Genomic DNA, 23712 nt, shown 5'->3' on the forward strand with positions numbered 1-23712 from the left:
TTTTGCCTGAAAGATCGGAATCATGTCGTACACCGCGCATATCGATACCTTTGCTGCCGACAACCTGCCACCGCCCGAACAGCAGCCCGAGTTCATTTTCGAGCTGCCCGAGCTGCGGTTCCCCGAGCGCCTGAACTGTGCTGTGGAGCTGCTGGATAGACATGTGAGCGAGGGGCGCGGCGACCGCTTGTGCATTCAGGCCGAAGGCCTGCGCTGGAGCTATGCGGATCTGCAGCTCAAGGCCAATCGCATCGCCAATGTGCTGACGCAGGAGCTGGGACTGCAGCCGGGCAACCGTGTGTTGCTGTGCGCACCCAACAATCCCATGATGGTGGCCTGCTGGTTTGGCGTCATCAAGGCCGGGGGCATTGCCGTGGCCGCCATGCCGCTGCTGCGGGCCAAGGAGCTGTCCACCATCATCGACATAGCGCAGATCAGCCATGCGCTGTGCGATGCGGCACTGCGCACCGAGGTGCAGGGTGCGCAGGAAAAAACCAGCACGCTCAAGGCCGTGCGCTATTTCAACAGTGTGGAAGCCGATGCACTGGAGCGCCTGATGGAGCGGGCGGGCGATGACTTCCAGGCCGTGGAAACTGCAGCGACCGATACCTGTCTGCTGGGCTTCACCTCGGGCACCACGGGCGTGCCCAAGGCCACCATGCATTTTCATCGTGATGTGATGGCGGTCTGCGCCTGCTGGCCCGTGCATACGCTGCGTGCCAATGCCGACGATGTGTTCATAGGCAGTCCTCCGCTGGCATTCACTTTCGGGTTGGGGGGGCAGGTGCTGTTCCCTATGTCCATCGGGGCCAGCATGGCCTTGCTGGAGAAAGCCGGCCCCGTCCAATTGGTTGATGGCATTGAGCGATTTGGTGCCAGTGTGGTGTTCACTGCGCCCACGTCCTATCGTGTGATGGCCCAGCAGGGCGAACGTATCCGCCGCACCCGGCTGCGCAAATGCGTGTCGGCGGGCGAGGCCTTGACCGCCTCCACACGCGCGCTGTGGAAGGAGGCGACCGGTATTGAAATCATTGACGGCATCGGTTCTACCGAGATGCTGCACATCTTCATCTCGCACCGCGAAGAGGAGGCCCGTCCCGGTGCCACCGGCAAGGCCGTGCCCGGCTATCGGGCCAAGGTGGTGGATGATGCGGGGCTCGAGGTACCGCCCGGCACCGTGGGCAGACTGGCCGTGCAGGGGCCAACGGGGTGCCGCTATCTCAACGACAGCCGTCAGACCAAGTATGTGAGCCGGGGCTGGAATCTGACGGGCGATGCCTATCTGATGGATGTCGACGGCTATTTCGTTTATCAGGCACGCACCGACGACATGATCATCTCGGCCGGATACAACATCGCTGCACCCGAAGTCGAAGAGGCCCTGATGCAGCACGGTTCTGTGGCTGAATGCGCGGTGATTGGCGTGGCCGACAGCGAGCGAGGCCAGATCGTCAAGGCTTTTGTGGTGCTGCGTGCCGGCCATGTGGCCAGCGATGCCATGGTCATGGAGCTGCAGGATTTTGTGAAGAGCCAGGTCGCTCCCTACAAATATCCACGGGCCGTACAGTTCGTCGATCAGCTGCCGCGCACGGCCACGGGCAAGTTGCAGCGCTTTCGCCTGCATCAAACCTGATTGCTATGTTTTTAAAAGCTGCATGCGCCTGATTGAAAAGCGCTGCAGGCAGGTTTTGCCGAAGGAATTGTTTGGGTATGAATGAAGTGGCAATGGCTTCAAAACGCTTTGTGACGCAGGTGCCGATTCGTTTTGCGCACTGCGATCCGGCGGGCATTATCTTCTTTCCCCAGTATCTGGTGCTGTTCAACGGGCTGGTCGAAGACTGGTTCAACCAAGCGCTGGGCCTGAGCTATGCGGACATGCTGCACAAGGACAAGGTGGGCCTGCCCATCGTGCATCTGGAGTGCGACTTTCGTGCCATCACCCGCATGGGTGAAACCGTGAGTCTGGGCCTGTCGGTTGCCAAGCTGGGCAATCGTTCGCTGACGCTCGATGTGGATTGCACAGGCCCTGAGGGACAGCTGCGCGTGACGGCGCAGAAAGTGCTGGTCTTCACCAGTCTCCAAACCCATCAGGCCATCACTGCGCCGCAACATATCCGCCACGCAATCGAGCGTTGGCAAAGTTCATCCAATCCAACAGAAAACAGGAGTTGAACATGCAAGTACTGCTGCCTCCGGGCTGGCCCCGGCCCAAGGGATATGCGAATGGCGTGGCCGTCAGCGGCCGCCAGATCTATGTGGCCGGCATGATAGGCTGGGACGCCGAAGGTCGGTTTCATACTGACGACCTCGCGGCGCAGGCCAGACAGGCTCTGCACAATATCGTCGAGGTGCTGCAGGCCGGTGGAGCCAAGCCTGAACATATCGTGCGCATGACCTGGTATATCACCGACAAGAAGGAGTATCTGGCGCAGCAGGCCGAGATCGGCAAGGCCTATCGCGAACTGATCGGTTCATTCAGCGTGGCCATGACGGCCGTGCAGGTGGCTGCCTTGATCGAGGACCGGGCCAAGGTGGAGATCGAGGTGACTGCAGTCGTGCCCGACTGATTGGCAATCTGCGCACGCATAGCCGCTGGGCCTTGGGCGCAGCGGTTTTTTACGGCTGCTGCTTTGCAGTCTTACCGTTGTGCAACGTGGCTTGCATGGAGGCGGCGGAGGCTGGGCTATCCTCGCGCTGCCCTCCAGCCGTTGCACACCCGCTGTTTTGCGAGATGCCATGAAGCCGATATTTGACCCGTACCGACGCCATGTTCTTCAATGCATGCGTGCCGCAGCATTGCTGACAGGTGGTGCCATGGTGCTAAGCGCCTGTGGCAAGAAGACGCCCAAGGCCGCAGCCGTTCCTGCCGGGGCTACCGTGCTGGCGCTTGGTGACTCCTTGACGCAAGGTGTTGGAGCCAGCGCAGATGCCTGCTACCCCAGCCTGCTGGCCGAGCGCACGGGTTGGAAGGTGGTGAATGCAGGTATTTCGGGCGAGACCAGCAAGCAGATTGCGGACCGTCTGCCGGGGCTGCTCGATGAGCACGGGCCATCGCTGGCGATTCTGTGCGCCGGTGGCAACGACTGGCTGCAGCGCAGGAGCGAGCAAGTTGTGCAAGGCGAGATCACGCGCATGCTGCAGCTGTGCAAAGCCAGGGCGACGCCCGTGCTGCTGGTGGCCGTGCCGGAGCTGAGCCTGAGTGCAGCGTTGACGGGGCGCATGAAGGATCACTCCATCTACCAAACCTTGGCCAAGGACAACCGGGTGGCATTGCTGGCCGATGCCTGGAGCGAGGTGCTGGGCAATAGCGCCTTGCGCGCCGATCAGGTGCATGCCAATGCCGCAGGCTATGCGCGGTTTACCGAACTGCTGGTGGCTCACGCCCGGGCTTCTGGTTTTCTGGCGTAAATCACGGCTCGGCCCGGCGGCTGAGGGCCAAGCCGGCTTCAGAAGTCCAGCAGGCTCAGGCCCACGCTGAGTACCGTGCGCTTGTTGTTGTAGTCGACCAGGCTGTCGCCATAGCCGCTGAACAGCTGAACATGCAGGCGCAGATTGCTCTTGCCGCCGTTCCAGCCTTCGCCCAGAGTGCGCAGCCACTCGATGCGACCGGAGCCCTTGCCCTTGCCCAGCGAGCCACGTGCGGTCAGGCCCAGGTAGTTCTGCTCGTTGACGTTCCAGCCCAGCTTGACTTCGCCGCGACCGATGTAGTCCTGGATATGGGGGTTATCGTCCTCAAGCGCGCTTTCCTTCATGCGCTGCCAGGCTTTCAGATGCAGCTGCAAGCGGTTGCCCAGCTCGGCCCCGGTCATCAGATACCAGCGGTTCCAGCTGCGCGACAGCGGGTTGCTCTGGCCGTTCGACTGATGCGCTATGCCTATGCCCGAGTAGCGCCAGCGCCAGCCTAGCGGCAGCTGGGCGTCCGTCGGGTAGACGTAGAAGACCTCGGGCTCGTGGTCGGTGGTGCGGAAGGGGCGCGAGATATCGCCATTGAACAGCTGCCAGTAGGACTGCTGGGTATAGCCAAACCACAGCGAATCCTTGCCCGACGAGGTGGGGCCGGTCAGCAGGCCGGAAGCAATCTTGGTACGTGCCGAGAGCTGCAGGCGCATCTCATGCTTTTGATAAGGCTGCTCGGTCGCAAAGCCGCGGCTGGGCGAATAGGGCTGCTGATTGACCTCGTCGCCCACGACCACGGAGACCGACATGGGACGGTAGCCGCGGAAGTTGAAAGTGCCGCAGTCCGTGCCGGGCTCCAGCTCGAAGTAGCGCGACACCTCGGTGTAGCGCGGATCGCGGCAGCCGCCGTTGTTGGGTGAGAGACCCAGGCCGCTGTCGGCGCTGGCGACAGTCGCCCCAGCCGCACTGGCGGGCGCGGCATCGTTCGCCGAGGCGGTAGCGGCAGTGAGAGCCGGCGCAGCTTGTGCGCTGGCTGCAGGTGCACTCCAACCGGTGGCCGGGGGCGCAACCGCCGGGCCTTGCTTGTGTGCCCAGGCATCAAAGCAGGCCAGGCGGTCGTTGTTGCTGGTGGTGGCAGCACATTGCTGCCAGCTTTCGGGGGGCGGCAGTTCCGCGCTGCTGGCGGTGGTTGGGTTCAGGCCGCCGACCAGTGCCAGGCCGATGCTCAGGGTCAGGGGGGGCGGGGTAAAGAAGCGAATACTCATGGGTCAATCAATGCACAGGCCGGTTGCGGTTGGCAACACCCAGCCCTGCTCAGGGTTGGGCCTTGCGCATGATGAACGCACGTGGTGGAACATTTTCTCCCTCCTGGTAACTGCCGTGAATTTCTGTACCGCAACTGCCCTCGACCACTTCGCCCAGCCAGGTGCCGGTGATGCGTGAGCCGTCTGCGCTTTCTTCAAGAGTGACCGTACCCTCGTTCACATCGCCCACCATGGGATGGCTGCTGCCCAGGCGGCTGACGCTGCCTTTGACATTGCCTTCCCATTCGGGATGCGGGCCCAGCACCATGCGGGCGGTTTCCTCACTGCCGGCGACGGAGCCCGTCCATACGCCTTGCAGCTGCTTGTCGCTCATCTGCCAGTCTCGCGCGCAAGTGCTGACAGGCTTGGAGTCAAACTGCGCGCAAGCTGTTATGGAGAAAGCGCTGGCAGCTATGAAAATCAAAGATCTCAAAGTCATGTGGAGTCATCAGTTGGCGGCGCCTGGCGCCGCCTGGTTCTTGCGCGCGGCAAATTCTTCGCGCAGCTTGCGCAGCTTCTCGCGCGGGTCTTCCTTGGCCGTGGCCGTATCGAGGCCCATTTCCTTGATGAAGCGGCTGGGCTGGCAGGCCACCATCTCGCGGCCTTTTTTGCGGCGCTTGGTCCAGCTCACGGCCAGCGTGCGCTGGGCGCGGGTGATGCCCACATACATCAGGCGGCGCTCTTCCTGCAGCCGCGCTGCCGTTTCATCGCTGACCTGCTGCTGCTTGCCATCGTCATCGTCCAGCTTGAATGGCAGCATGCCCTCGGTCACGCCGACCTGCATGACATGGGGCCATTCCAGACCCTTGGACGCGTGGAGGGTGGAGAGCACGACCATGTCCTGCTCCTTTTCGCGCTCGCTGATGGTGGAGAGCAGGGCAATGTTCTGCGAGACCTCCAGCAGGCTCTTGACCTCGGTCTGGGTGCCGGCGCCTGCAGCATCTTCTATCTGGCCGCCAGCGCGCTGGGCCATCCAGTCACAGAACTCCAGCACATTGCTCCAGCGCGCGGCGGCGACGGACTCGCTGTCCTCGCTGTCATACAGATACTGTTCGTAGCCAATTTCCTTGAGCCAGTCGATCAGAAAGCTGCGCGAGGCTTCAAAGCCCAGGGTGTGGCGGGCACGGTATTCCAGGTCGTTGATATAGCGGCCGAATTCCAGCAGGCTTTCGAAGGCCTTGCGCGGCAGCGCCTCCTCCAGCATGGCATTGAACAGCGAGCCGAACATGCTGAGCTTGTGCGCAGCGGAGAACTCCCCGAGCTTGCCCAGCGTGGTGTGACCGATGCCGCGCTTGGGCGTGCCTATGGAGCGCAGAAAAGCCGGGTCGTCGTCGTTGTTGATCCAGAGGCGGAACCAGGCGCACAGGTCCTTGATCTCGGCGCGGTCGAAAAAGCTGGTGCCGCCCGAGACCTTGTAGGGGATGTTGGCCTTGCGCAGCGCCTTCTCGAAGGGCTTGGCCTGGTGGTTGGCGCGGTAGAGGATGGCGAAGTCCTTCCACGCGGGCTGCGGGTTCATATTGGCGCGCAGGCTCTGAATGCGGGCCACGGCACGCTCGGCCTCGTGCTCTTCGGTGTCGCAGTCGACGATGCGCACGGGTTCGCCCTCGCCGAGTTCCGAAAACAGTGTCTTGGGAAACAGCTTGGGGTTGGGGCCGATCACATTGTTGGCGGCGCGCAGGATGGCGCTGGTGGAGCGGTAGTTCTGCTCCAGCTTGATGACCTTGAGCTGCGGAAAGTCCACGGGCAGCTTCCTGAGGTTGTCCAGCGTGGCGCCGCGCCAGCCGTAGATCGACTGATCGTCGTCACCCACGGCCGTGAAGTGGGCGCGCTCGCCCACCAGGAATTTGAGCAGCTCGTACTGCGTGGCATTGGTGTCCTGATATTCGTCCACCAGCACATGGCCCAGCAGGCGTTGCCATTTTTCGCGCACCTCGGGGTGGCCGCGCAGCAGGCGCATGGGCATGCCGATCAGGTCGTCGAAGTCCACGCTCTGGTAGGCGGTCAGGCGCTCTTCATAGCGCTGCATGATGAGAGCGGTGCTGCGCTCGTTGTCGTCCTGGGCCATGGCCAGGGCCTTGCGGCTGTCCCAGCCCTGATTCTTCCAGCCGCTGATGGTCCACTGCCACTGGCGGGCCGTCGCCACATCGGTGGTGCCGCCCGCGCAGTCCTTGAGGATGCCGGTGACATCGTCGGTGTCCAGAATGCTGAACTGGGGCTTGAGACCGAGGATGTGGCCGTCCTCGCGCACCATGCGCACGCCTAGCGAGTGGAAGGTGCAGATCAGCACTTCCTTGGCCTGGCGGCCGATCAGACCTGCGGCGCGTTCGCGCATTTCGGCGGCGGCCTTGTTGGTAAAAGTGATAGCGGCAATGCGGCGTGGCGCCAGACCGGTTTCGATCAGACGGCCTATCTTGTGCGTAATCACACGGGTCTTGCCCGAGCCGGCGCCTGCCAGAACAAGGCATGGACCTTCGGTGTAATGCACGGCCTGGAGCTGAGCGAGGTTGAGACCAGCAGACATGAAGCAGAGTGACCCATCATCAAAAACAAGGACTGGGAGCATACCGCTTCGCTGTGAAGAGCCCTGATGACAGCGTTCACAACTGACAAAAATCAGGGACTCAGCGAGCGTTTCACCTACACGTGCACTCTCCTGTTATCTGAATAATTGTTGTAATAAGGTGTTAGTTTTGTAGCGTGAAGATTGCATCGTGTCCGGCCTTGATCCCGACAGCGCCAGCGAATTTTCGATGGTTGAGGGATTCATTGTCTTTTCCTCAACCCTCAGGGTGTTGTGCATGGCGAGAACCATCGATGAAGTGAGCTTGGCCGCAGAACTTTGGACGCCTGCCGTGCAGCAGCGCTTTGAAGCGCTGTTCGCCGTGGCCGCGCGCAAGTCGCTTTCCGGCTGGCGTCAGGTTCCACGCCATGCGGCCGAAGTGCTGGTGATCGAAGGGCTGGAGAGCCTGCTGGTCAGGGCCGAGGCGAGAGCTCCTTGTGTGGTCTATCTCGGCGGCGAGCCGGCCATGCAGCCGCTGGGGCGTTCTTCCCAGGGCTGGGCAGTACATCTTGATGTGGACTTCACGCTGTCCGACCTGATCGACATGCTCGACCGTGCCGCGGTTTTCCTCATGGACTGGAGAGCCCGGCACAGGGCCGGTGAGCCCCTGCCGCTGCAGCGTGCCTTGCAAGAGCTTCAGTCGCAGGGAGTCGACTGTACGCATTGCTTTCAAATCAAATCCTGGGTTGCTTTGCCTGGCAGCGTCAACAGCGCGCAGAACATGCGTGCGCTGGCGCTGCTCGCGCGTGGGCCTATCGATGCCAGATCGCTGGCCGAGCACGCCGGCATTGAGATGTCGCAGCTATCGACCCTGCTGTCCCTGCCTCAGATTCAGGCAGTCCTGCGCTGTAGTCTGCGCGGCTCCGAGGAACCCTCCGCTGCGCAGAAATCAATTGCCCAGAAGCAGCCAGCCGCCTCCGTGACGCGTCAATGGCTCAGCAAGCTGACGGGCTGGATTACCCGTGGAGGACGTACATGACATCTTTCATGCCCATGCAGCCCGGCCAGGGTCTGCTGCGGGTGAGTCTGCTGGGGCCCATGGGCATAGGCAAGACCACGGCGCTGCGCAGCCTGTGCGGGGAATTCATGGCAGGCAGCGATGTGCGCAACCTGGACAAGGCGACGCACAGCAAGGAGTTCACCACGGTCGGTGCGGAGTTTGGCGAGATCGATCTGGGCTCTGGCGAGAGACTGCAGCTGGTAGGCAGCCCCGGTCAGGATCGTTTTGATTTCGTGCGCCGCTGGGTGCTTTCTGCATCGGTGGGAGCGCTGCTGATGGTGGACGTCAACGATGCGGGCGCGGTGGACTACGCCTGCGAGATGCTGACGGGGATCGCAGAGCTGGACCAGGCACCTTTGATGGTCATTCTCAGTTGCCGTCCCGCCAGCGGAGCAAGGCTGGAGGCATTCAGCTCCGCCCTGGTTGCCAAAGGCCATGACCTCACCCCGCTTGTTGAGGCTGATCCACGTGATCGCCAGCAGATGCTGGATGCCCTGAGCGTGCTGGCATCGCTGCTCTCCTTGCAAAGTCAGACTCTATGAAGACCCATACCTCCCTCGTGATTCCGCCACATGCCGTGGAGGCAGGTCAGGAAATCCTGGCGCGTGTGGTCGCCCCGGTGGCGGGCGTCCACATCGCCTTGCTCTGTACCCCTGACGGTTTCGAGATTTCAGCGCTGCGCATTCGCAGCGATCTGCCGACCGAACGACTGTCGGCCATGGCGGGCTCGCTCATGGCCATGGCCAAGGCCGTGGCCAATGAGATCGGACACAGGGATTGCAAGCGCCTGACTTTCGAGACGGAGTCGGGCACGGTGGTCTTCCAGGCGGTGAACGGCTCTTTCCCGGCCGTTCTCTGCCTGGTGGTGGATCAGAACGCCTTGCTGGGTCGCGCGCTTTGGGCGGCTGGCGAGGTTGCCACAGGGTACCTGCCCTCTTGATCACAGGTTCACTGGAGTTCTGAGTATGAGTGGGTGCGCATCTGGCGCACGAGTTCCTTGTCTTGCTTTTTCAAAAGGTGGATTTATGGCCTCTATCCAGGATTCTCTGAACGCTCTGATGACCGCAGACGGTGCTGTCTGCGGCGCCCTCGTGGACAGCGCCAGCGGCATGCTGATGGGCAGCGTAGGCGGCGGCGTGGACATGGAGCTGGCCGCGGCCGGCAATACCGAGGTCGTGCGTGCCAAGATCAAGACCATGCGCATGCTCAATCTCAACGACCAGATCGACGACATACTGATCACTCTGGGCAAGCAATATCACATCATCCGTCCCGTTGCCGCCAATGACGGCGTGTTCTTCTATCTGGTGCTGGACAAGGCTCGTGCCAACCTGGCGCTGGCGCGCCGCAAGACTGCAGATGTGGAAAAGGAACTCAAGCTCTGACGCGCTGTCCTTGTACCTGTCACAGCAGCCTGCCTTGCGCAGGCTTTGTTTTTGGATAGGTCTGCACTGAAAAATTTTCATCGAAGGCCGTGAGAGGGCTGGAGCCGGGCGCTGTCACAATTTGTGCGTGTTGTCCGTTCTACTCATCACCTTTCCCTTCTTTGCCCTGGTGGCTTGCGGCTTTGTCGCCACATGGCGCGGCATTCTGCCCCAGGCGTCCATCCCCGGCCTCAATGCCTTTGTGCTGTACTTCGCGCTGCCTTGCATGCTGTACCGCTTTGGCGCGCAGACACCGATTCATCAGCTGCTCGACATCAACGTCACCCTGGTCTATCTGCTCTGTGCGGTGCTGATGGTGGGGGCGACCGTGCTGCTGACACACGCACGCCTGGGCTGGAACGATGCCGCATTCGGTGCACTGGTCGCTGCTTTTCCGAACACCGGCTTCATGGGCGTCCCCATGCTGGCGGCGCTGCTGGGCGCGCAGAGTGCGGGGCCGGTGATCGTGACCATGGCCATCGACATGGTCCTCACCACCTCGGCCTGCATTGCGCTGTCGCGGCTCGATCTGGCGGGAGGGCAAGGAATCTGGCTGGCAGTGCGCAATTCGCTCAAGGGCATGGCGTCCAACCCCATGCCCTGGTCGATTCTGCTGGGCGGCCTGGCATCCGCCATGGGTTGGGTATTGCCCGGCCCGGTGGACAAGACCGTATCCATGCTGGCTGCAGCGGCTTCGCCGGTGGCCTTGTTCACCATAGGCGCGGTGCTGGCGCGCTCGCAGATGAACAGCCACGAGCGCGTGGCAGCGCGCGACTATGTACCGATCGCGCTGGCCAAACTGGTCGTCCACCCGCTGCTGGTCTGGGCCGTCGGATTGGCCGCAATCTCCATGGGCTTGGGGCTTCAGCACGAAACCCTGGTGGTGCTGGTGCTGCTGGCAGCCCTGCCGTCCGCCAGCAATGTATCGCTGTTGACCGAGCGCTACGGCGCCCACAGCGGCCGCGTGGCCCGCATCATCCTGGTATCGACCAGCCTGGCCTTTCTCAGCTTCTCCGCTGCCGTGGCGCTGATGACCTGATCAAAAACAATAGCGATTTGCGCAAGACCAGCCTGCGCAAACCGCTGTTTTGGCTAAAAGCCGTAGATCAAGCACACCCCAACAAAGAGACACCGAGGAAGGGACGTCCCGCACCGAAGGTGTCGTCCCCCTCCCGAAGAGAGAGGGGGAAGGCGCGAAGCGCCTCAGGGGGGGGGAGTGCTCAATACTCCCAGAACATCCGCTGCAGTTCCTTGGTGTTGGCGCCCTTGGTCAGCGCCAGCATGGTCAGCAGGCGTGCTTTTTCGGGGCGCATATCGTGGGCGACCACCCAGTCGTACTTGTCGTCGGGCTGCTCGGCATTGCGCAGCACAAAGCCGTAGGGCACGCGTGACGAACGCACGATGAGCACGCCCTTGCCGCGGGCATCCTGCAGCGGCTTGACCATGCGGTCGGCGACCGAGCCATTGCCGGTGCCGGCATGGACGATGGCCTTGGCGCCAGCATCGACCAGGGCATTCACGGCCGTGGGCTGGACGCTGCCGTAGGCATAGACGATGTCCACCTGAGGCAGCTTGTCGATGTTGTCGATATTGAACTCGGAGTTCATGGTGTGGCGCTTGACGGGCGCGCGGAACCAGTAGTTCTTGCCCTCGACCACCATGCCCAGCGGGCCCCACTGGCTCTTGAAGGCACCGGTCTGGATATTGATGTCCTTGTTCACATCGCGGGCGGTGTTGATCTCGTCATTCATGGTGACGAAGACGCCCTTGCCCCTGGCGTCCTTGGAGCCAGCCACGCTGACGGCATTGACCAGGTTCAGTGCGCCATCGGCGGACAGGGCCGTGCCCGGACGCATGCTGCCGACCACGGCAATGGGCTTGTCGGTGTGCACGGTCAGGCTCAGGAAGTAGGCCGTCTCGGCCAGCGTGTCCGTGCCGTGGGTGATGACGATGCCGTCCACATCGGACTGCTTGGCCAGTTGCGAGACGCGCTTGGCCAGGGTCAGCAGATTGTCGTTGGTGAAGCTCTCGGAAGCGATCTGGAACACCTGCTCGCCGCGCACATTGGCGATCTGGGCCAGCTCGGGCAGGCCGGCCAGCAGCTTGTCCACAGGTACCTTGGCGGCCGTGTAGGTAGCGCTGTTGACGGTCGAGGCACCGGCACCCGCAATCGTGCCGCCCGTGGCCAGCACCACCACATTGGGCTTGGCTGCCTGCGCCTTGGCCGCCTGCGCGGCCGCAGGCGATGCATCCTGCGCCAGGGCTGCGCCGGGGGCGGACAGAACGCCCAGAACGGCAATGGTGGCGGCCAGCAAGGACTGGCGGAAGACTTGTTTTTGCATGAAGTAGTGCTCCGTGATTGAATGAAACGGCCTCTTGTGGAGCCGAGCTTCACACCATGCAATAGCCATGCCGGCTTGCCCATTCGCGCAAATCCCGATGGATTTGCCAAGCGCCTGCGGTTTATATAAATTGATAGCTGTCAGCGCTTATGGGTAAAGGGCTAAAGAGCTAAAAACCTTAAACTTCAGACGACTTTAAATGCTGAGCGGATCCACATCCACCAGCCAGCGCACCAGCGGCCTGTGCTCGGGCAGAGTGCGCAGCCAGTGCAGATACTGCTGCCAGGCATTCAGAAAGCGCAGCAGGGCGCTGCGGTTGCCGGCTTCCAGCAGCATCTGGGCACGCTCCACATTGGCAACGCGCTGCACCGCCATGGGGATGGGCGGGTAGATGAACACCTCGTCCAGATAAGGCAGCTTGGCCTCTCTGGCGACCTGGGTGGCGGCATTCAGAAAGGCCTGGGCGGCTTCCTGAGTGCGTGCATCGGCCCGGACTATGGCCTGAAAGGCATAGGGCGGCATGCCGGCATCAAACCGTTCCTTGAGCTGCTGCCTGGCAAACGCCGGGTAGTCATGCTTGCGCAGTGCGGTGTAGACGGCGTTTTGCGGGTCGTGGCTTTGAATCCACATTTCCGGATGGCTGCCCTGGGCCTTCACATATTGCGCATCGCGCCCGGCACGCCCGGCGGCCTGCATCAGCAGGCAGAACAGCCGCTCCGGGGCGCGATAGTCGCTGGAGTACAGCGCGCTGTCGGGTTGCACGGCCGCCACCAGCGTGATGCGCCGAAAGTCATGGCCCTTGGCCACCATCTGGGTGCCTACCAGCACATCCACATCGCCGGCATGCACCTGGGCCAGCTGTTGCTCCAGGCTGCCCTTGGCCTTGGTGGTGTCGGCGTCGATGCGCGCCACGCGGGCCGGATTGCCGTCGGGACGCTGCACATTGCGCAGCAGCCGCTCCAGCTCTTCCTGCAACTGCTCCGTGCCCTTGCCCAGCGGCAGGATGTCGGGGTTGCCGCAGCTGGGGCAGGCAAACGGCACACGCTGGGTAAAGCCGCAGTGGTGGCAGCGCAGCGTGCGGTCGCCCTTGTGAAAGACCTGGTGAGCGCTGCAATGGGGGCAGTCGCTCTTCCAGTTGCAGTCGGCGCAGAACAGCACGGGGGCAAAGCCGCGGCGGTTGAGCAGAATCAGGCTTTGCTCGCCGCGTTTGACGCGCTCGGTGATGGCCTCGATCAGCGGCGGCGAGAACACGGCGCGTTTGGGTTGCTGGCCCATGTCCACCATTCTCACCCTGGGAAGGCTGGCCGCGCCTGAGCCGGCCGCGCCAATGCTGGCCGCGCCGATACGGCTGGGCATATGCAGGCGCAGGTAGCGGCCGACATCGGGTTCCGAGGCATGCCAGCTCTCCAGCGACGGTGTGGCGCTGCCCAGAATGACCTTGGCGCCGGTATCGCGCCCGCGCCAGATGGCCAGATCGCGTGCCGAATAGCGTGCCCCTTCCTGCTGCTTGTAGCTGGCGTCATGCTCCTCGTCGACCACGATCAGCGCCAGTTGCGGCACGCTGGCAAAAATAGCCATGCGCGTACCCAGCACGATGCGGGCGCGGCCCGTGTGAGCGGCCAGCCAGCTTTTGAGACGCTGCGGGTTGGTCATGCCGCTGTGCATACTGACTACGGCGTCCTTGCCGTACTGAGGCACGAAGCGGGCGACAAATCGCTCTTCCAGCTGAGGCGTGAGGTTGATCTCGGGCACCATCACCAGGGCTTGAGCCTCCGGGTTGGCATCCAGCACGGCTTGCACTGCACGCAGATAAACCTCGGTCTTGCCGCTGCCAGTGCTGCCGTAGAGCAGGAACGGGCCGGGGTTTTGCTCAATTTGCTCGAAAACCGCCGATTGTTCGGCACTGAGGGCGAGCAAAGGCGTTGCGCTGCTGGCGTCCTGCGTGTGAGCCATTGTCTCGGTGCTCGCTTGTGCTGCTTCAGCGACTTGTGTCTTCTTGCGCTTGCCGGCTGGCGTCTTGGCTGTCTTGGGCGGAGTCAGCCGCCGCGCCAGTTGTTCGGGCGACATATCGCGCAATTGAGGCGGCAAGGCGGTGACGGCGATCTCGCCCAAGCTGCGCTGGTAATAGTGCGCGGCAAAAGCCACCAGGCGTCGCCAGGCCTGGTTCAGCGGTTCTATGCCCTGCAGCAGGCCGGCAATGCTGCGCAGTTCCACCCCGTCTGGAATGGCTTCGGGGGCGGCGGGCGTATCCCAGACCACACCCAGCAACTCTCTTTTTCCCAGAGGAACGCGCGCCAAGCTGCCGGGCTCCAGCCATGCATCGCTAACGTAGCTCAACAGATCACCTACGGCGCTGTGGGCAGGGGTCTGGACGGCAACGTAAACGATATGGGACATGGAGTTGGATCGGGGGAAGGCGCTGCAGAGGCCGCGGTTCCTCAGAGCTATAGCAGATTTTGAGGCCTGCAAAGGCTTTGCGTTCTGTGGATAACTTTGTGAGAAACAATATGCGCGAAAGGCCTGAGCAAGTCCTGTTCGTGTTTGTAAGCCGGCAGGATGGCTGAGTGGTTGAATAATTAATTTATTTAAAACAAAGACTTATATGTATTCATGAGGCGATGAGGAGCTTGCTTCGGAGGAGTGTTGGCAGGGAGTCTGCCTCGCCATATCTGTGCATAAATCAGGCGGCGAGTCACTGTCAACCGAGAAGCTCCCTAAACCTAAATGCTTCCAAACCGCTGTGCAAAGTCCTTAACTTCTCAAAAAATAGCACTAGAGCCAGCAGCCATGAGGCATGCAGTTATCTTGAAGCATTCATATGTGGATAACTTCCGTCAATCGATGCCAAGGTGGATGAAAAAATAAAAAAGCGCCAAGCACTGCTGGCGCCGAATTTTTCAGGGTCTGAGATTTAGTGATTTGAAATCAATGATTTGCTGCCGCTCTGCTGCATCTCAGGGTGGCAATTGTCGTTCAATAACCATTTGATCTTATCGGGTGATTGGGGCCCGTTGTTCTGCAACAAATGCCTGGGAAGGCAGTTGTTGCAGGGGGAATCAGCCCTTTGTGCGCAGCAGGCGCGAGTGGCTGTGCACAGCTTCGACCAGCGCGGCCACATGTTCGGGCGGGGTGAACTGGCTGATGCCGTGACCCAGATTGAAGATGTGGGTGGGGCCGGTGGTGCTCTTGTCGGTATGGGGCTTGCCAAAGCTGTCCAGCACGGCACGCGCCTGGGCGGCGACCTGCTCGGGTGCGGCAAACAGCACATTCGGGTCGATATTGCCCTGCAGCGCCTTGCCGGGGCCGCCGATCTCGCCGCCCACGATGGCGCGCGCCTTGCCCAGATTGGCCGTCCAGTCCAGACCCAGCACTTCGCAGTCGATGTCCTGCATGTCGGGCAGCCAGATGCCACCGCCCTTGGTGAAGACGATGCGGGGCACGTCGCTGCCGTCCACGCCGGTGCGCTTGAGCTGAGCCAGCACGCGCTTGGTATAGGCGAGGCTGAATTCCTGGAAAGCACCGTCGGCCAGCACGCCGCCCCAGCTGTCAAAAATCATCACGGCCTGTGCGCCAGCATCGATCTGGGCGTTCAGGTAGGCCGCCACGCTGTCGGCGTTGACTTCCAGGATGCGGTGCATCAGGTCGGGGCGCGAGTACATCAGCGACTTGACGGTACGGTAGTCATCGCTGCCCTTGCCCTCGGTCATGTAGCAGGCCAGAGTCCAGGGGCTGCCCGAGAAGCCGATCAGCGGTACACGGCCATTGAGCACCTTGCGGATATTGGTGACGGCGTCAAACACATAGCGCAGCTTGTCCATGTCGGGCACGGCCAGCTCGGCCACGGCGGCCTCGTCGCGCACCACCTTGGCAAAGCGCGGACCTTCGCCTTCGGCGAACGACAGGCCCAGGCCCATGGCGTCGGGCACGGTCAGGATGTCGCTGAACAGAATGGCAGCGTCCAGCGGGAAGCGATCCAGCGGCTGCAGGGTCACCTCGGTGGCGTAGTCCACATTGGTGGCCAGGCCCATGAAGCTGCCGGCCTTGGCGCGGGTGGCCTTGTACTCGGGCAGGTAGCGTCCCGCCTGGCGCATCAGCCACAGGGGCGTGTAGTCAGTAGCCTGGCGACGGCATGCGCGCAGGAAGGTGTCATTGGTCAGGGGGGCGAAACTCATATGCCGATTGTCGCCCACTCCGGCTTTCCCATTCACCACAATCCCGAGCGGCAATTCAGCTCTCTGTGCAGGGATGGCGGCCGCCATGGTTTGTCATGCAACCGTCATCCAAATGTCGCGCGGGCTTCATCTGCGTTTTCCACAATGACGCCACGCAGACACACCGTGTGGCACAGGCAGGCCGCCAACTGCGTCCAACACCGGAGGAAAGCAGACATGAGGCATCCCGAGATTCTTGATGCGCTGAATGGCCAGAGCATCGCGACGACATCATCATCGGCTCCCTCGCTTTCCCATCGCCCCGCCAGTCCCGTGCATCCTGCCGCGCCCGCTTTGCGCCTGCAGGTGCGCTGGGCCCGGCATCTGGACGAGGTTCGCCAGGCCCAGCGTCTGCGCTATCAGATCTTTGCCGAAGAAATGGGCGCTGTGCTGCAGACGCCCGTGGCAGGTCATGACATCGATGTCTTTGACGATTTCTGCGAGCATCTGATGGTCTGCGATGAAGAGCAGAACAAGGTGATCGGCACCTACCGTCTGCTGACCCCCGCCCAGGCCCAGCGTGCCGGCGGTTTGTACAGCGATCAGGAGTTCGATCTCTCGCCCATCAACGCCTGGCGGGCGCAGATGGTCGAACTGGGGCGCAGCTGCGTGCATGCGGAGCATCGCCAGGGCGGCGTGATTCTGGCGCTCTGGGGGGCGTTGGCCGAATTCATGCAGCGCAACCGGCTCGAGGCCATGGTGGGCTGCGCCAGCATTCCCATGCAGTACCCGGGCCTGGCCCATGGCGAAGGTCCGGCACGCATCTGGCAGCAACTGCGCCAGAGCCATCTGGCCGAGCCCGAGTTGCAGGTGCGCCCCCGAGTAGCCCTGCCCGAGGAGTTGGCGCATATCAGCAATGTCTCGGCAGATGCGTTGAAGGTCGAGCCGCCAGCGCTGATCCAGGGCTATCTGCGTGCCGGTGCCAAGGTGCTGGGGGCGCCGGCCTGGGACAGCGACTTCAATACGGCCGATCTGCCCATCATGATGCGCATGCAGGATCTACCCTCACGCTACCGCCGACTGTTCGGGCGCATGAAGGCCTGAGGCGAGGGCAGAAAGCAAAAAACCTGTGGTCATGCCACAGGTTTTTTTGATGGCTGGACGGGTCATGCCGCGTGGCTGGGCTCATCTTCCAGGCCTTCGGCAAACAGGCCCAGCGCCGTAACCATCAGGCCCAGCATGAGGAAGGCATAGGCTGCAATGGACAGCACCAGACTCATGCTGTAGCCCCATTGCAGGACTGAGCAGGCCCAATCCCAAGACCCATAAAGCGCGCTGCACTGATTGCTGGCCGGCATGTGCACATACCAGGTGACGGCGATCCACATCAGGACCAGCATCACCACCGTGGTGCGAAGCTTGTGTGACGGCGTCTGGTCCATGTTCTTGAGCAAGACCAGCGGTATGGCTCCGCCCCAGACAAACATCATCAGCCAACTGAAGGCAGGAGCCTGCGCCAGTGCCTGTTGCAACCAGTGCATCTTGGGCATGCTGTTGATGCTGGCCAGGACGTCCCAGGCAAAAGGCAGGGCCAGACCGGCGATTGCCAGACTGGCCAGCGCCAGTGCACGCAACAAGCAAAGACGTTTGTGAGACGGCTGGTGGATAAGGTTGGCATGCATGGCTTACCTCCTGTGCAGTTCAGGCAGTCCGCAGTGGTCAACGCGTGCAAGGCTGGCAAAGGCTGGAAACTGCGGTTGCGCCTGGCTTGTGGGCAGTTCCAGTCTAGAGCTTTTGCCTGGTTTGTGCCATAGGCACTATGCGCCTGTTTGAAGTCGCGCTCCACTCCAAGGCGAGGTCGATGTGCCCAGTCGTAAAGTTGATTGCGCCAGGTTCATTGAGCTTGCCGGGGCTGGCATCTGCCAACCCCTGGGGCTAAGCTTGATCCGCTCGACTCAGGGCCATGAACCCGCAGCGCCGGGCAAAGGAGTTCTTATGCTGAGCCATTCTGCTGTGACGACGATGCTGCCGGTAATGGATATGGCGCGTGCTCGTGCTTTCTACGAAGAAAGCCTGGGTCTGCAGCCAGGAGAGCTGCGGCCCGATGGAAAGTTTGTCTACCTGGTTGGCGGCAGTGCGCTGGCCCTGTTTCCAAAGCCTGGCGGTACCAAGGCCGAGCACACGGCCATCAGCTTTCGGGTGCCCGATATCGCTGCCAGCATTCGGGAACTGAAAAGCCGGGGTGTGGTGTTTGAGGACTACGACTTCCCCGACTTCAAGACCGTCAACCATGTCTGCGTGCTGGGGTCCGAGAAAGCCGCCTGGTTCAAGGACACCGAGGGTAACTACCTCTGCCTGCATGAGGAAGTGGCGACAGCCTGAATTGCGTCATGCTTTGCGCGCGGTAATGGCCTAGATCTGTTTGAGTGCGTCAAGCACCTCGCTTTTGGAGAGCAGCTCGCTCAGCACCACAGGCTGCTTGCCGGGCAGGTACAGCACGTAGACGGGGACGCCGCTGCGCCCCAGCGATTGCAGTGCCTGGGTGATGGCTGGGTCCTGGCGTGTCCAGTCGGCGCGCAGCAGTTGCACCTGGTGCTGCGCAAAGGCAGCAAGCACCTCGGCATTGCTGAGCGTGGTGCGCTTGTTGACCTGGCAGGTCACGCACCAGGCGGCCGTGAAGTCCACAAACACCGGCTGGCCCGAGGCATGGGCAGACTGAACCTTGTCTGCCGACCAGGGTTGCCAGAGTTCGCCGGCCTGTGTTTGAGCCTGGCCCGCAGGCTCGGCCTTGATCAGCGGCAGGGCGTAATAGGCCACGCCAGCGGCCAGCAGCAGGGCGAGAGCGCCGAGGCTGATGCGGCTCTTGCCGCGCAGGCCCAGGGCCCAGATCAGCGCGGCCAGCACCAGCAGCAGGGCCAGCAGGGCCGCAGCGGCATCCATGCCGCCCTGATGGCCCAGCACCCAGACCAGCCAGACCACAGTGGCAAACATGGGGAAAGCCATGGCGTGGCGGAAGATCTGCATCCAGGGGCCGGGCCGCGGCAGCCAGCCCACGACGGCAGGCACGAAGCTGGCCAGCAGATAGGGCAGGGCCATGCCGACGCCGAGTGCGGCAAACACCGTCAGTGCCTGCGCCGCAGGCATATCGATGGCAAAGCCCAGCGAGGCCCCCATGAAGGGCGCCGTGCAAGGCGAGGCAATCGCCACGGCCAGCACGCCGGAGAGAAAGGAGTCCAGCACCGGGTTGCGTGCCTGGGCGCTGGCAATGCGGCTGGGCAGCAGGCTGCCGAACTCGAACAGTCCGGCCAGATTCAGCCCCAGCACGGTGAACAGCGCTGCCAGCAGCGACACGACCACGGGTGACTGCAGCTGGAAGCCCCAGCCCAGCTGCTGGCCCGCCGCGCGCAGGCCCAGCAGCAGTGCGCCGAGTGCCACAAAGGACAGCACCACGCCGGCGGTATAGGCCAGGCCGCCCAGTTTCTGGGCCTGGCGGTTCTGGCCATGGCCCGCAAAGCCCAGCACCTTGATGGCCAGTACGGGAAACACACAGGGCATGAGATTGAGGATCAGGCCGCCGATCAGGCCGCCCAGCAGGGCCGCCCAGAGGCTGCCTGCACTGGCCGTATTGCCTGCCAGTACGGGCTGTGAAGCGGTCTTGTTGGCCTCCAGCGCCGCAGCCAGGGCCGGCGATACGCCAGCCAGTGCGGGGGCGCTCCATCGGCCCTGCACGGTCAGTTCGCTGCGCCAGCCAGCGCTTTCGCCGCGCTCCAGCGCGGCAGCGCGCTCAGCAGGCGGCAGGGCCAGCACCACGGCCAGTTGCGCCGCGGTTTCGCCGCGCATATCGGACAGCGGCATGTTCTCGCCCACCCAGACCTCTCCGTCCCAGTGCTGCTTCCAGTCCTTGCCCGACTCTGCGGCATGTTTGAAGGTGTCGGCGTTTTCGGGATAGAACTCCAGTGTCTTGCCCTTGAGGCTGGCCGGCAGTCCGGGTATGCGCAGCGTCACTCGGTCGTCGGGCAGGTTCGTGCCTTCGGCCTTGCCGGACTCGACAAGGGCCTGGCCGCCCTGGCCCAGCGCCTGGGGCTGGCCGGCCTGTGCCTGCACAAAGGCCTGGCTGTGAGGGGCGCTGCTGCCCTGAACGGGGATCTGCAGTTGGAAGTTACCGGACTCGGGAATGCATTCCACGCGGCAGACCAGCCATTCGGCGGCCAGGCCCAGGTCCACTACGCCAGAGACCGGTGCCTTGAAGTCGGCAGCGACCTTGATGGGCACGGGCAGCAGCACCGTGTCCTCATAGCCATAGTTGACCAGGGGCCCCACGCGCAGCGCATGAGGCAGCGGCCAGGCGATGGGGCCGGCCTCCAGGCCCGGAGGCAGTTGCCACTGCAGCACGGTGGGTAGGCCCGAATCGCCGGCATTTTTCCAATAGGTATGCCATTCGGGTTGATGGCTGATCTTCAACCCCAGCCAGAAGACCTGGCCGGCGACGATGCCCTCGGGGGCCTGGGCCACCAGCTCGGCCTGCACGCGCGGCGTCTGCACAGTGGCGGCACCCGAAGCCGCATTTTTGAGCAGGATCTGCGCGCCAGCGCCGGTGGCAAAAGCACAGGCCCAGACGGCCAGCGCCAGCATCAGCCAGAGTGAAAGGCGCTGCGAGAGGCGGCGGGGTCCGGTGGTCAGGGAAAGGGCTTGAGAAGACATGGCGGACGGTGGGAGTCTGTAGCGGTGTTTTTGGTTCCCAGCACGGGGGCGGCCGATTGGCAAAACCAATGCTTGCATAGGCGCATGGTATTGGACAGAAGGCGCGGGCGGACTCCATCATGGTTCGGCCTACAAGGCTCAAACAGCCCGAAGCCGGAGCCGGTCGCAGGAGTCCGTTGCCGGGCAATTACAGGAGACAAGCATTATGGTGAATACTTCACGCCGCCTCTTTCTTGCCACCTCGGCTGCCTGTGCTGCCACCGCGCTGCCCTGGCATGCGGCCGCTGCGCCCGGCTATCCGGACAAGCCGGTACGAGTCATCGTGCCGTTTCCGGCCGGTGGCACCACCGACGTCGTGGCCCGGCTGACCATGCAGAAGTTGGGTGAACTTGCGGGCCAGTCCTTCGTGGTCGACAACAAGAGTGGCGCCAACGGCGTCATAGGCTCCGAGCTGGCGGCCCGCGCAGCACCCGACGGCTATACCTTGCTGATGAACACGGCGGGAGCGCAGACCCTGAGCCCAGTGCTCTACAAGACCGGCTACGAGGCGCTGGCCAGCTTCGAGCCCATCAGCCATCTGTGCGATGTGGGCTTTGTGGTGATTGCGCGCAAGGACCTGCCCGTCAACAGCATGCAGGAGCTGACGGCCATGGCCAAGCAGGGCAAGCCGCTGAGCGCCTCCTCGGGCAGCAGCATGATTTCGCTGATCACCGAGCAGTTCAAGAAAGTGATCGAGGCACCGGGCATCGTGAATGCCCAGTACAAGGGCACGGGCCCGCAGATGCAGGCCGTGGTGGCGGGCGAGGTGGACTTCTCGTTCGACTCCTTCACCTCGGTGGAGATGATTCGCGCTGGCAAGGTCAAGGCCCTGGCCGTGCTGCTGCCCCAGCGTGTACCGGCCTTTGCGCAGCTGCCTACGCTGCGCGAGCTAGGCATAGCGGGCATGGATTTCAATTCCTGGTCGGGGCTGCTGGCTCCCAAAGGTACGCCTCTGGACATCGTGGGCTATCTGGCCCAGCAGATGGATAAGATCATGCAGATGCCTGATGTGCTGGCCAGGCTTGCTGGCTACAACTACATGCCGCGGCGCAGCACGCCCCAGGAGTTCGGTCGGCTCATTGCCGCCGACCATGAGCGTTGGAAGCGCATCGTCAAGGAAACAGGCATTACCCTGGGCTAGCTTCGCGCGAAGCAGATCCGGCCTCCGCGGCCAGGTTGGCGACGGAGCTGGGCGGCTGCCCGCCCACCTCGGCCGGGATGGCGATGCGCTTGCAGGGCTCGGCACTGGCCATCAGCGCATCGCTGTCCACGGGGGCCTGTGCTTGGAGTTCCTCTGCCGTCTGGGCCTGCTCCTCCGTCCCTGCGGGCTGTGCCGGGGCCGGGGCTGCAGCCGGCAGCATGTGCGCCTGGCGCCAGTTGCCCCAGCGGTAGTAGGCCAGCATCATCAGCATGGAGCAGACGGAGCTGATGGGAAAGCTCCACCAGATGGCATCCACGCCCATCACGGGTTGCAGCCAGCGCGCCACGGGCACGCGTATGCCCCACATGGCAATTGCCAGGATGAGCACCGGCGCCATCACGGCCCCCGTGGAGCGCACCACGCCGGCCAGCACAAAGGTCACGCCGAAGAAGAGGAAGGAGCCTATGGCAATGTGGTTGAGATGGCGGGCCACCTCCAGTGAGGGGCTGCCGCCGGGCAGAAACCAGCCCAGCACATGGCGGTCCAGCAGCACGATGAGGACGATCAGGCTGCCCGTCATCAAGAGATTGCCCAGCATGCCTGCATTGGCCGTGGCGCTGACACGCCTCCAGAGCCCTGCTCCCACGTTCTGCGCAGCCATGGACGAGCAGGCCGCGCCTATGGCCATGGCCGGCATCTGCACATAGGTCCACAGTTGCAGCGCTGCGCTATAGGCGGATGCGGTCTGCACGCCATGCTCGTTGACCATGGAGATCATGGCGATCATGGCCAGCGAGATCATCACGATCTGCACGCCCATGGGCAGGCCCTTGACCACCAGAGTGCGCACAATCGCCAGATCGGGCTTGAACAGCCCCAGTTGCCGGCGACCTATCCACAAGGGGTGGCGGCGCAGGCGCAGCCACCCCAGCAGGGCAAAAAAGCTCACGGCATTGGCAATCAGCGTGGCCACTGCCGAGCCCTGGATGCCCATGCGCGGTACCGGCCCCCAGCCAAAGATCAGCAGAGGGTTGAGGGCCATGTCCAGTGCCACGACGACGAGCAGAAACCAGAACGGCGTTCGGGTGTCTCCCGCGCCGCGCAGGGCCGCCGTCACAAAGCTGAACATGAACAGCAGCGGAATGGCCAGAAAGATGACCTTGAGATAAGCCTCGGCCAGTGGCAGCGCTGCTTCGGGTGTGCTCATCCACAGCATGAGATGGCGCGACAGCGGCCAGCCCAGCAGGGCAATCAGCAGCGAGACAACACCAAAAAACGTCGCGCTGGTGCCAAGCACGCGTTTGGCCTGGGCGATGTTTTTCGATCCCATGCTCTGGGCGATCAGGATATTGGTCGCCATGCTGATGCCGAACACCGCGCCGATCAGCGCAAACATCACGTTGTTGGCATTGGCGGTGGCCGTCAGCGCGGCCTCACCCAGGTGGCCGCCGACCCAGATGGCATTGACCGAGCCGTTGAGCGACTGCAGCACATTGCCGGCCAGGATCGGCAGGGCAAAGACCAGCAAGGTGCTGGCAATCGGGCCCTGGGTCAGGTCGCGGGTCTGGGGCTTGGAGTTGGCGGTGCGCGCACTCTGGCGCGGGGCGCTGGCGGAGGCTTCAGGCATCGGCCCATTGTGGGGCATGTCGGCCGG

General features: G+C 62.9%; 21 protein-coding genes. 12 read left to right on the plus strand and 9 right to left on the minus strand.

Annotated features, from left to right (window positions below; translation table 11 throughout):
• Nucleotides 1-22: 22 nt before the first annotated feature.
• The 4 genes from FSY45_RS15905 to FSY45_RS15920 all read left to right on the plus strand — a co-directional run bounded on the left by FSY45_RS15905 (nucleotide 23) and on the right by FSY45_RS15920 (nucleotide 3408).
• Nucleotides 23-1633: a benzoate-CoA ligase family protein gene (locus FSY45_RS15905; RefSeq protein ID WP_003065612.1), complete on the plus strand. Its 1611-nt coding sequence runs from the start codon at nucleotides 23-25 to the stop codon at nucleotides 1631-1633.
• 77 nt (nucleotides 1634-1710) lie between these two features.
• Nucleotides 1711-2172 carry a thioesterase family protein gene (locus FSY45_RS15910; protein ID WP_003065610.1) on the plus strand — a complete coding sequence of 154 codons (462 nt, stop codon included), beginning with the start codon at nucleotides 1711-1713 and terminating at the stop codon, nucleotides 2170-2172.
• 2 nt (nucleotides 2173-2174) lie between these two features.
• Entirely contained in the window at nucleotides 2175-2567 is a 393-nt protein-coding gene (locus tag FSY45_RS15915) for a RidA family protein (RefSeq protein WP_003065607.1), read from the plus strand.
• Nucleotides 2568-2736: 169 nt separating this feature from the next.
• Complete coding sequence (locus FSY45_RS15920; protein ID WP_080944454.1) at nucleotides 2737-3408, plus strand: GDSL-type esterase/lipase family protein; 672 nt, start codon at nucleotides 2737-2739, stop codon at nucleotides 3406-3408.
• 38 nt (nucleotides 3409-3446) lie between these two features.
• On the opposite strand, the gene FSY45_RS15925 is transcribed toward FSY45_RS15920, so the two are convergent.
• The 3 genes from FSY45_RS15925 to FSY45_RS15935 all read right to left on the minus strand — a co-directional run bounded on the left by FSY45_RS15925 (nucleotide 3447) and on the right by FSY45_RS15935 (nucleotide 7221).
• The gene (locus tag FSY45_RS15925; protein WP_046461441.1) at nucleotides 3447-4661 is read right to left on the minus strand and encodes a phospholipase A; all 1215 of its coding nucleotides are present in this window, start codon (nucleotides 4659-4661) and stop codon (nucleotides 3447-3449) included.
• 49 nt (nucleotides 4662-4710) lie between these two features.
• Nucleotides 4711-5034 carry a hypothetical protein gene (locus tag FSY45_RS15930; RefSeq protein ID WP_003065599.1) on the minus strand — a complete coding sequence of 108 codons (324 nt, stop codon included), beginning with the start codon at nucleotides 5032-5034 and terminating at the stop codon, nucleotides 4711-4713.
• A gap of 114 nt (nucleotides 5035-5148) precedes the next feature.
• A complete protein-coding gene (locus FSY45_RS15935) occupies nucleotides 5149-7221 on the minus strand; it encodes an ATP-dependent helicase (RefSeq protein ID WP_046461440.1) in 2073 nt (690 codons plus the stop codon).
• 229 nt (nucleotides 7222-7450) lie between these two features.
• On the opposite strand from FSY45_RS15935, the gene FSY45_RS15940 reads away from it, so the two are divergent.
• The 5 genes from FSY45_RS15940 to FSY45_RS15960 all read left to right on the plus strand — a co-directional run bounded on the left by FSY45_RS15940 (nucleotide 7451) and on the right by FSY45_RS15960 (nucleotide 10723).
• Nucleotides 7451-8239, plus strand: coding sequence for a hypothetical protein (locus tag FSY45_RS15940; protein WP_179627405.1), 789 nt, complete (start codon nucleotides 7451-7453; stop codon nucleotides 8237-8239).
• On the plus strand, nucleotides 8236-8802 hold the full coding sequence (locus FSY45_RS15945) for an ATP/GTP-binding protein (protein ID WP_003065591.1): 567 nt from the start codon (nucleotides 8236-8238) through the stop codon (nucleotides 8800-8802). The genes FSY45_RS15940 and FSY45_RS15945 overlap by 4 nt, the downstream gene beginning before the upstream one ends.
• Nucleotides 8799-9200 carry a roadblock/LC7 domain-containing protein gene (locus tag FSY45_RS15950; RefSeq protein WP_003065588.1) on the plus strand — a complete coding sequence of 134 codons (402 nt, stop codon included), beginning with the start codon at nucleotides 8799-8801 and terminating at the stop codon, nucleotides 9198-9200. Before FSY45_RS15945 ends, FSY45_RS15950 begins: the two co-directional genes overlap by 4 nt.
• Before the next feature lie 85 nt (nucleotides 9201-9285).
• Nucleotides 9286-9645, plus strand: coding sequence for a hypothetical protein (locus tag FSY45_RS15955; protein WP_003065585.1), 360 nt, complete (start codon nucleotides 9286-9288; stop codon nucleotides 9643-9645).
• Between the two features lie 127 nt (nucleotides 9646-9772).
• Nucleotides 9773-10723, plus strand: a complete 951-nt coding sequence (locus FSY45_RS15960; protein WP_012836828.1) for an AEC family transporter — start codon at nucleotides 9773-9775, stop codon at nucleotides 10721-10723.
• A 181-nt stretch (nucleotides 10724-10904) separates the two neighbouring features.
• Here the strand turns inward: FSY45_RS15960 and FSY45_RS15965 are convergent, their stop codons facing one another.
• The 3 genes from FSY45_RS15965 to hemE form a co-directional block, all read right to left on the minus strand.
• Nucleotides 10905-12026, minus strand: coding sequence for an asparaginase (locus FSY45_RS15965; RefSeq protein WP_003065578.1), 1122 nt, complete (start codon nucleotides 12024-12026; stop codon nucleotides 10905-10907).
• A 195-nt stretch (nucleotides 12027-12221) separates the two neighbouring features.
• Complete coding sequence (priA, locus tag FSY45_RS15970; protein ID WP_003065574.1) at nucleotides 12222-14423, minus strand: primosomal protein N'; 2202 nt, start codon at nucleotides 14421-14423, stop codon at nucleotides 12222-12224.
• A gap of 659 nt (nucleotides 14424-15082) precedes the next feature.
• The gene (gene hemE / locus FSY45_RS15975) at nucleotides 15083-16198 is read right to left on the minus strand and encodes a uroporphyrinogen decarboxylase (protein ID WP_046461467.1); all 1116 of its coding nucleotides are present in this window, start codon (nucleotides 16196-16198) and stop codon (nucleotides 15083-15085) included.
• A gap of 216 nt (nucleotides 16199-16414) precedes the next feature.
• On the opposite strand from hemE, the gene FSY45_RS15980 reads away from it, so the two are divergent.
• Nucleotides 16415-17281, plus strand: coding sequence for a GNAT family N-acetyltransferase (locus FSY45_RS15980; protein ID WP_003065570.1), 867 nt, complete (start codon nucleotides 16415-16417; stop codon nucleotides 17279-17281).
• A 62-nt stretch (nucleotides 17282-17343) separates the two neighbouring features.
• Here the strand turns inward: FSY45_RS15980 and FSY45_RS15985 are convergent, their stop codons facing one another.
• Complete coding sequence (locus FSY45_RS15985) at nucleotides 17344-17859, minus strand: hypothetical protein (protein ID WP_003065569.1); 516 nt, start codon at nucleotides 17857-17859, stop codon at nucleotides 17344-17346.
• 313 nt (nucleotides 17860-18172) lie between these two features.
• On the opposite strand from FSY45_RS15985, the gene FSY45_RS15990 reads away from it, so the two are divergent.
• On the plus strand, nucleotides 18173-18559 hold the full coding sequence (locus tag FSY45_RS15990; protein WP_039050727.1) for a VOC family protein: 387 nt from the start codon (nucleotides 18173-18175) through the stop codon (nucleotides 18557-18559).
• A 30-nt stretch (nucleotides 18560-18589) separates the two neighbouring features.
• On the opposite strand, the gene FSY45_RS15995 is transcribed toward FSY45_RS15990, so the two are convergent.
• Complete coding sequence (locus tag FSY45_RS15995) at nucleotides 18590-20878, minus strand: protein-disulfide reductase DsbD (RefSeq protein WP_046461438.1); 2289 nt, start codon at nucleotides 20876-20878, stop codon at nucleotides 18590-18592.
• Nucleotides 20879-21083: 205 nt separating this feature from the next.
• On the opposite strand from FSY45_RS15995, the gene FSY45_RS16000 reads away from it, so the two are divergent.
• Nucleotides 21084-22058, plus strand: coding sequence for a tripartite tricarboxylate transporter substrate binding protein (locus FSY45_RS16000; protein WP_046461437.1), 975 nt, complete (start codon nucleotides 21084-21086; stop codon nucleotides 22056-22058).
• Here the strand turns inward: FSY45_RS16000 and FSY45_RS16005 are convergent.
• The gene (locus FSY45_RS16005) at nucleotides 22045-23685 is read right to left on the minus strand and encodes an MATE family efflux transporter (RefSeq protein ID WP_046461466.1); all 1641 of its coding nucleotides are present in this window, start codon (nucleotides 23683-23685) and stop codon (nucleotides 22045-22047) included. The genes FSY45_RS16000 and FSY45_RS16005 overlap by 14 nt on opposite strands.
• Nucleotides 23686-23712 lie beyond the last annotated feature (27 nt).

The organism is Comamonas sp. Z1, assembly GCF_008121555.1.
Lineage (GTDB): Bacteria > Pseudomonadota > Gammaproteobacteria > Burkholderiales > Burkholderiaceae_C > Comamonas > Comamonas thiooxydans.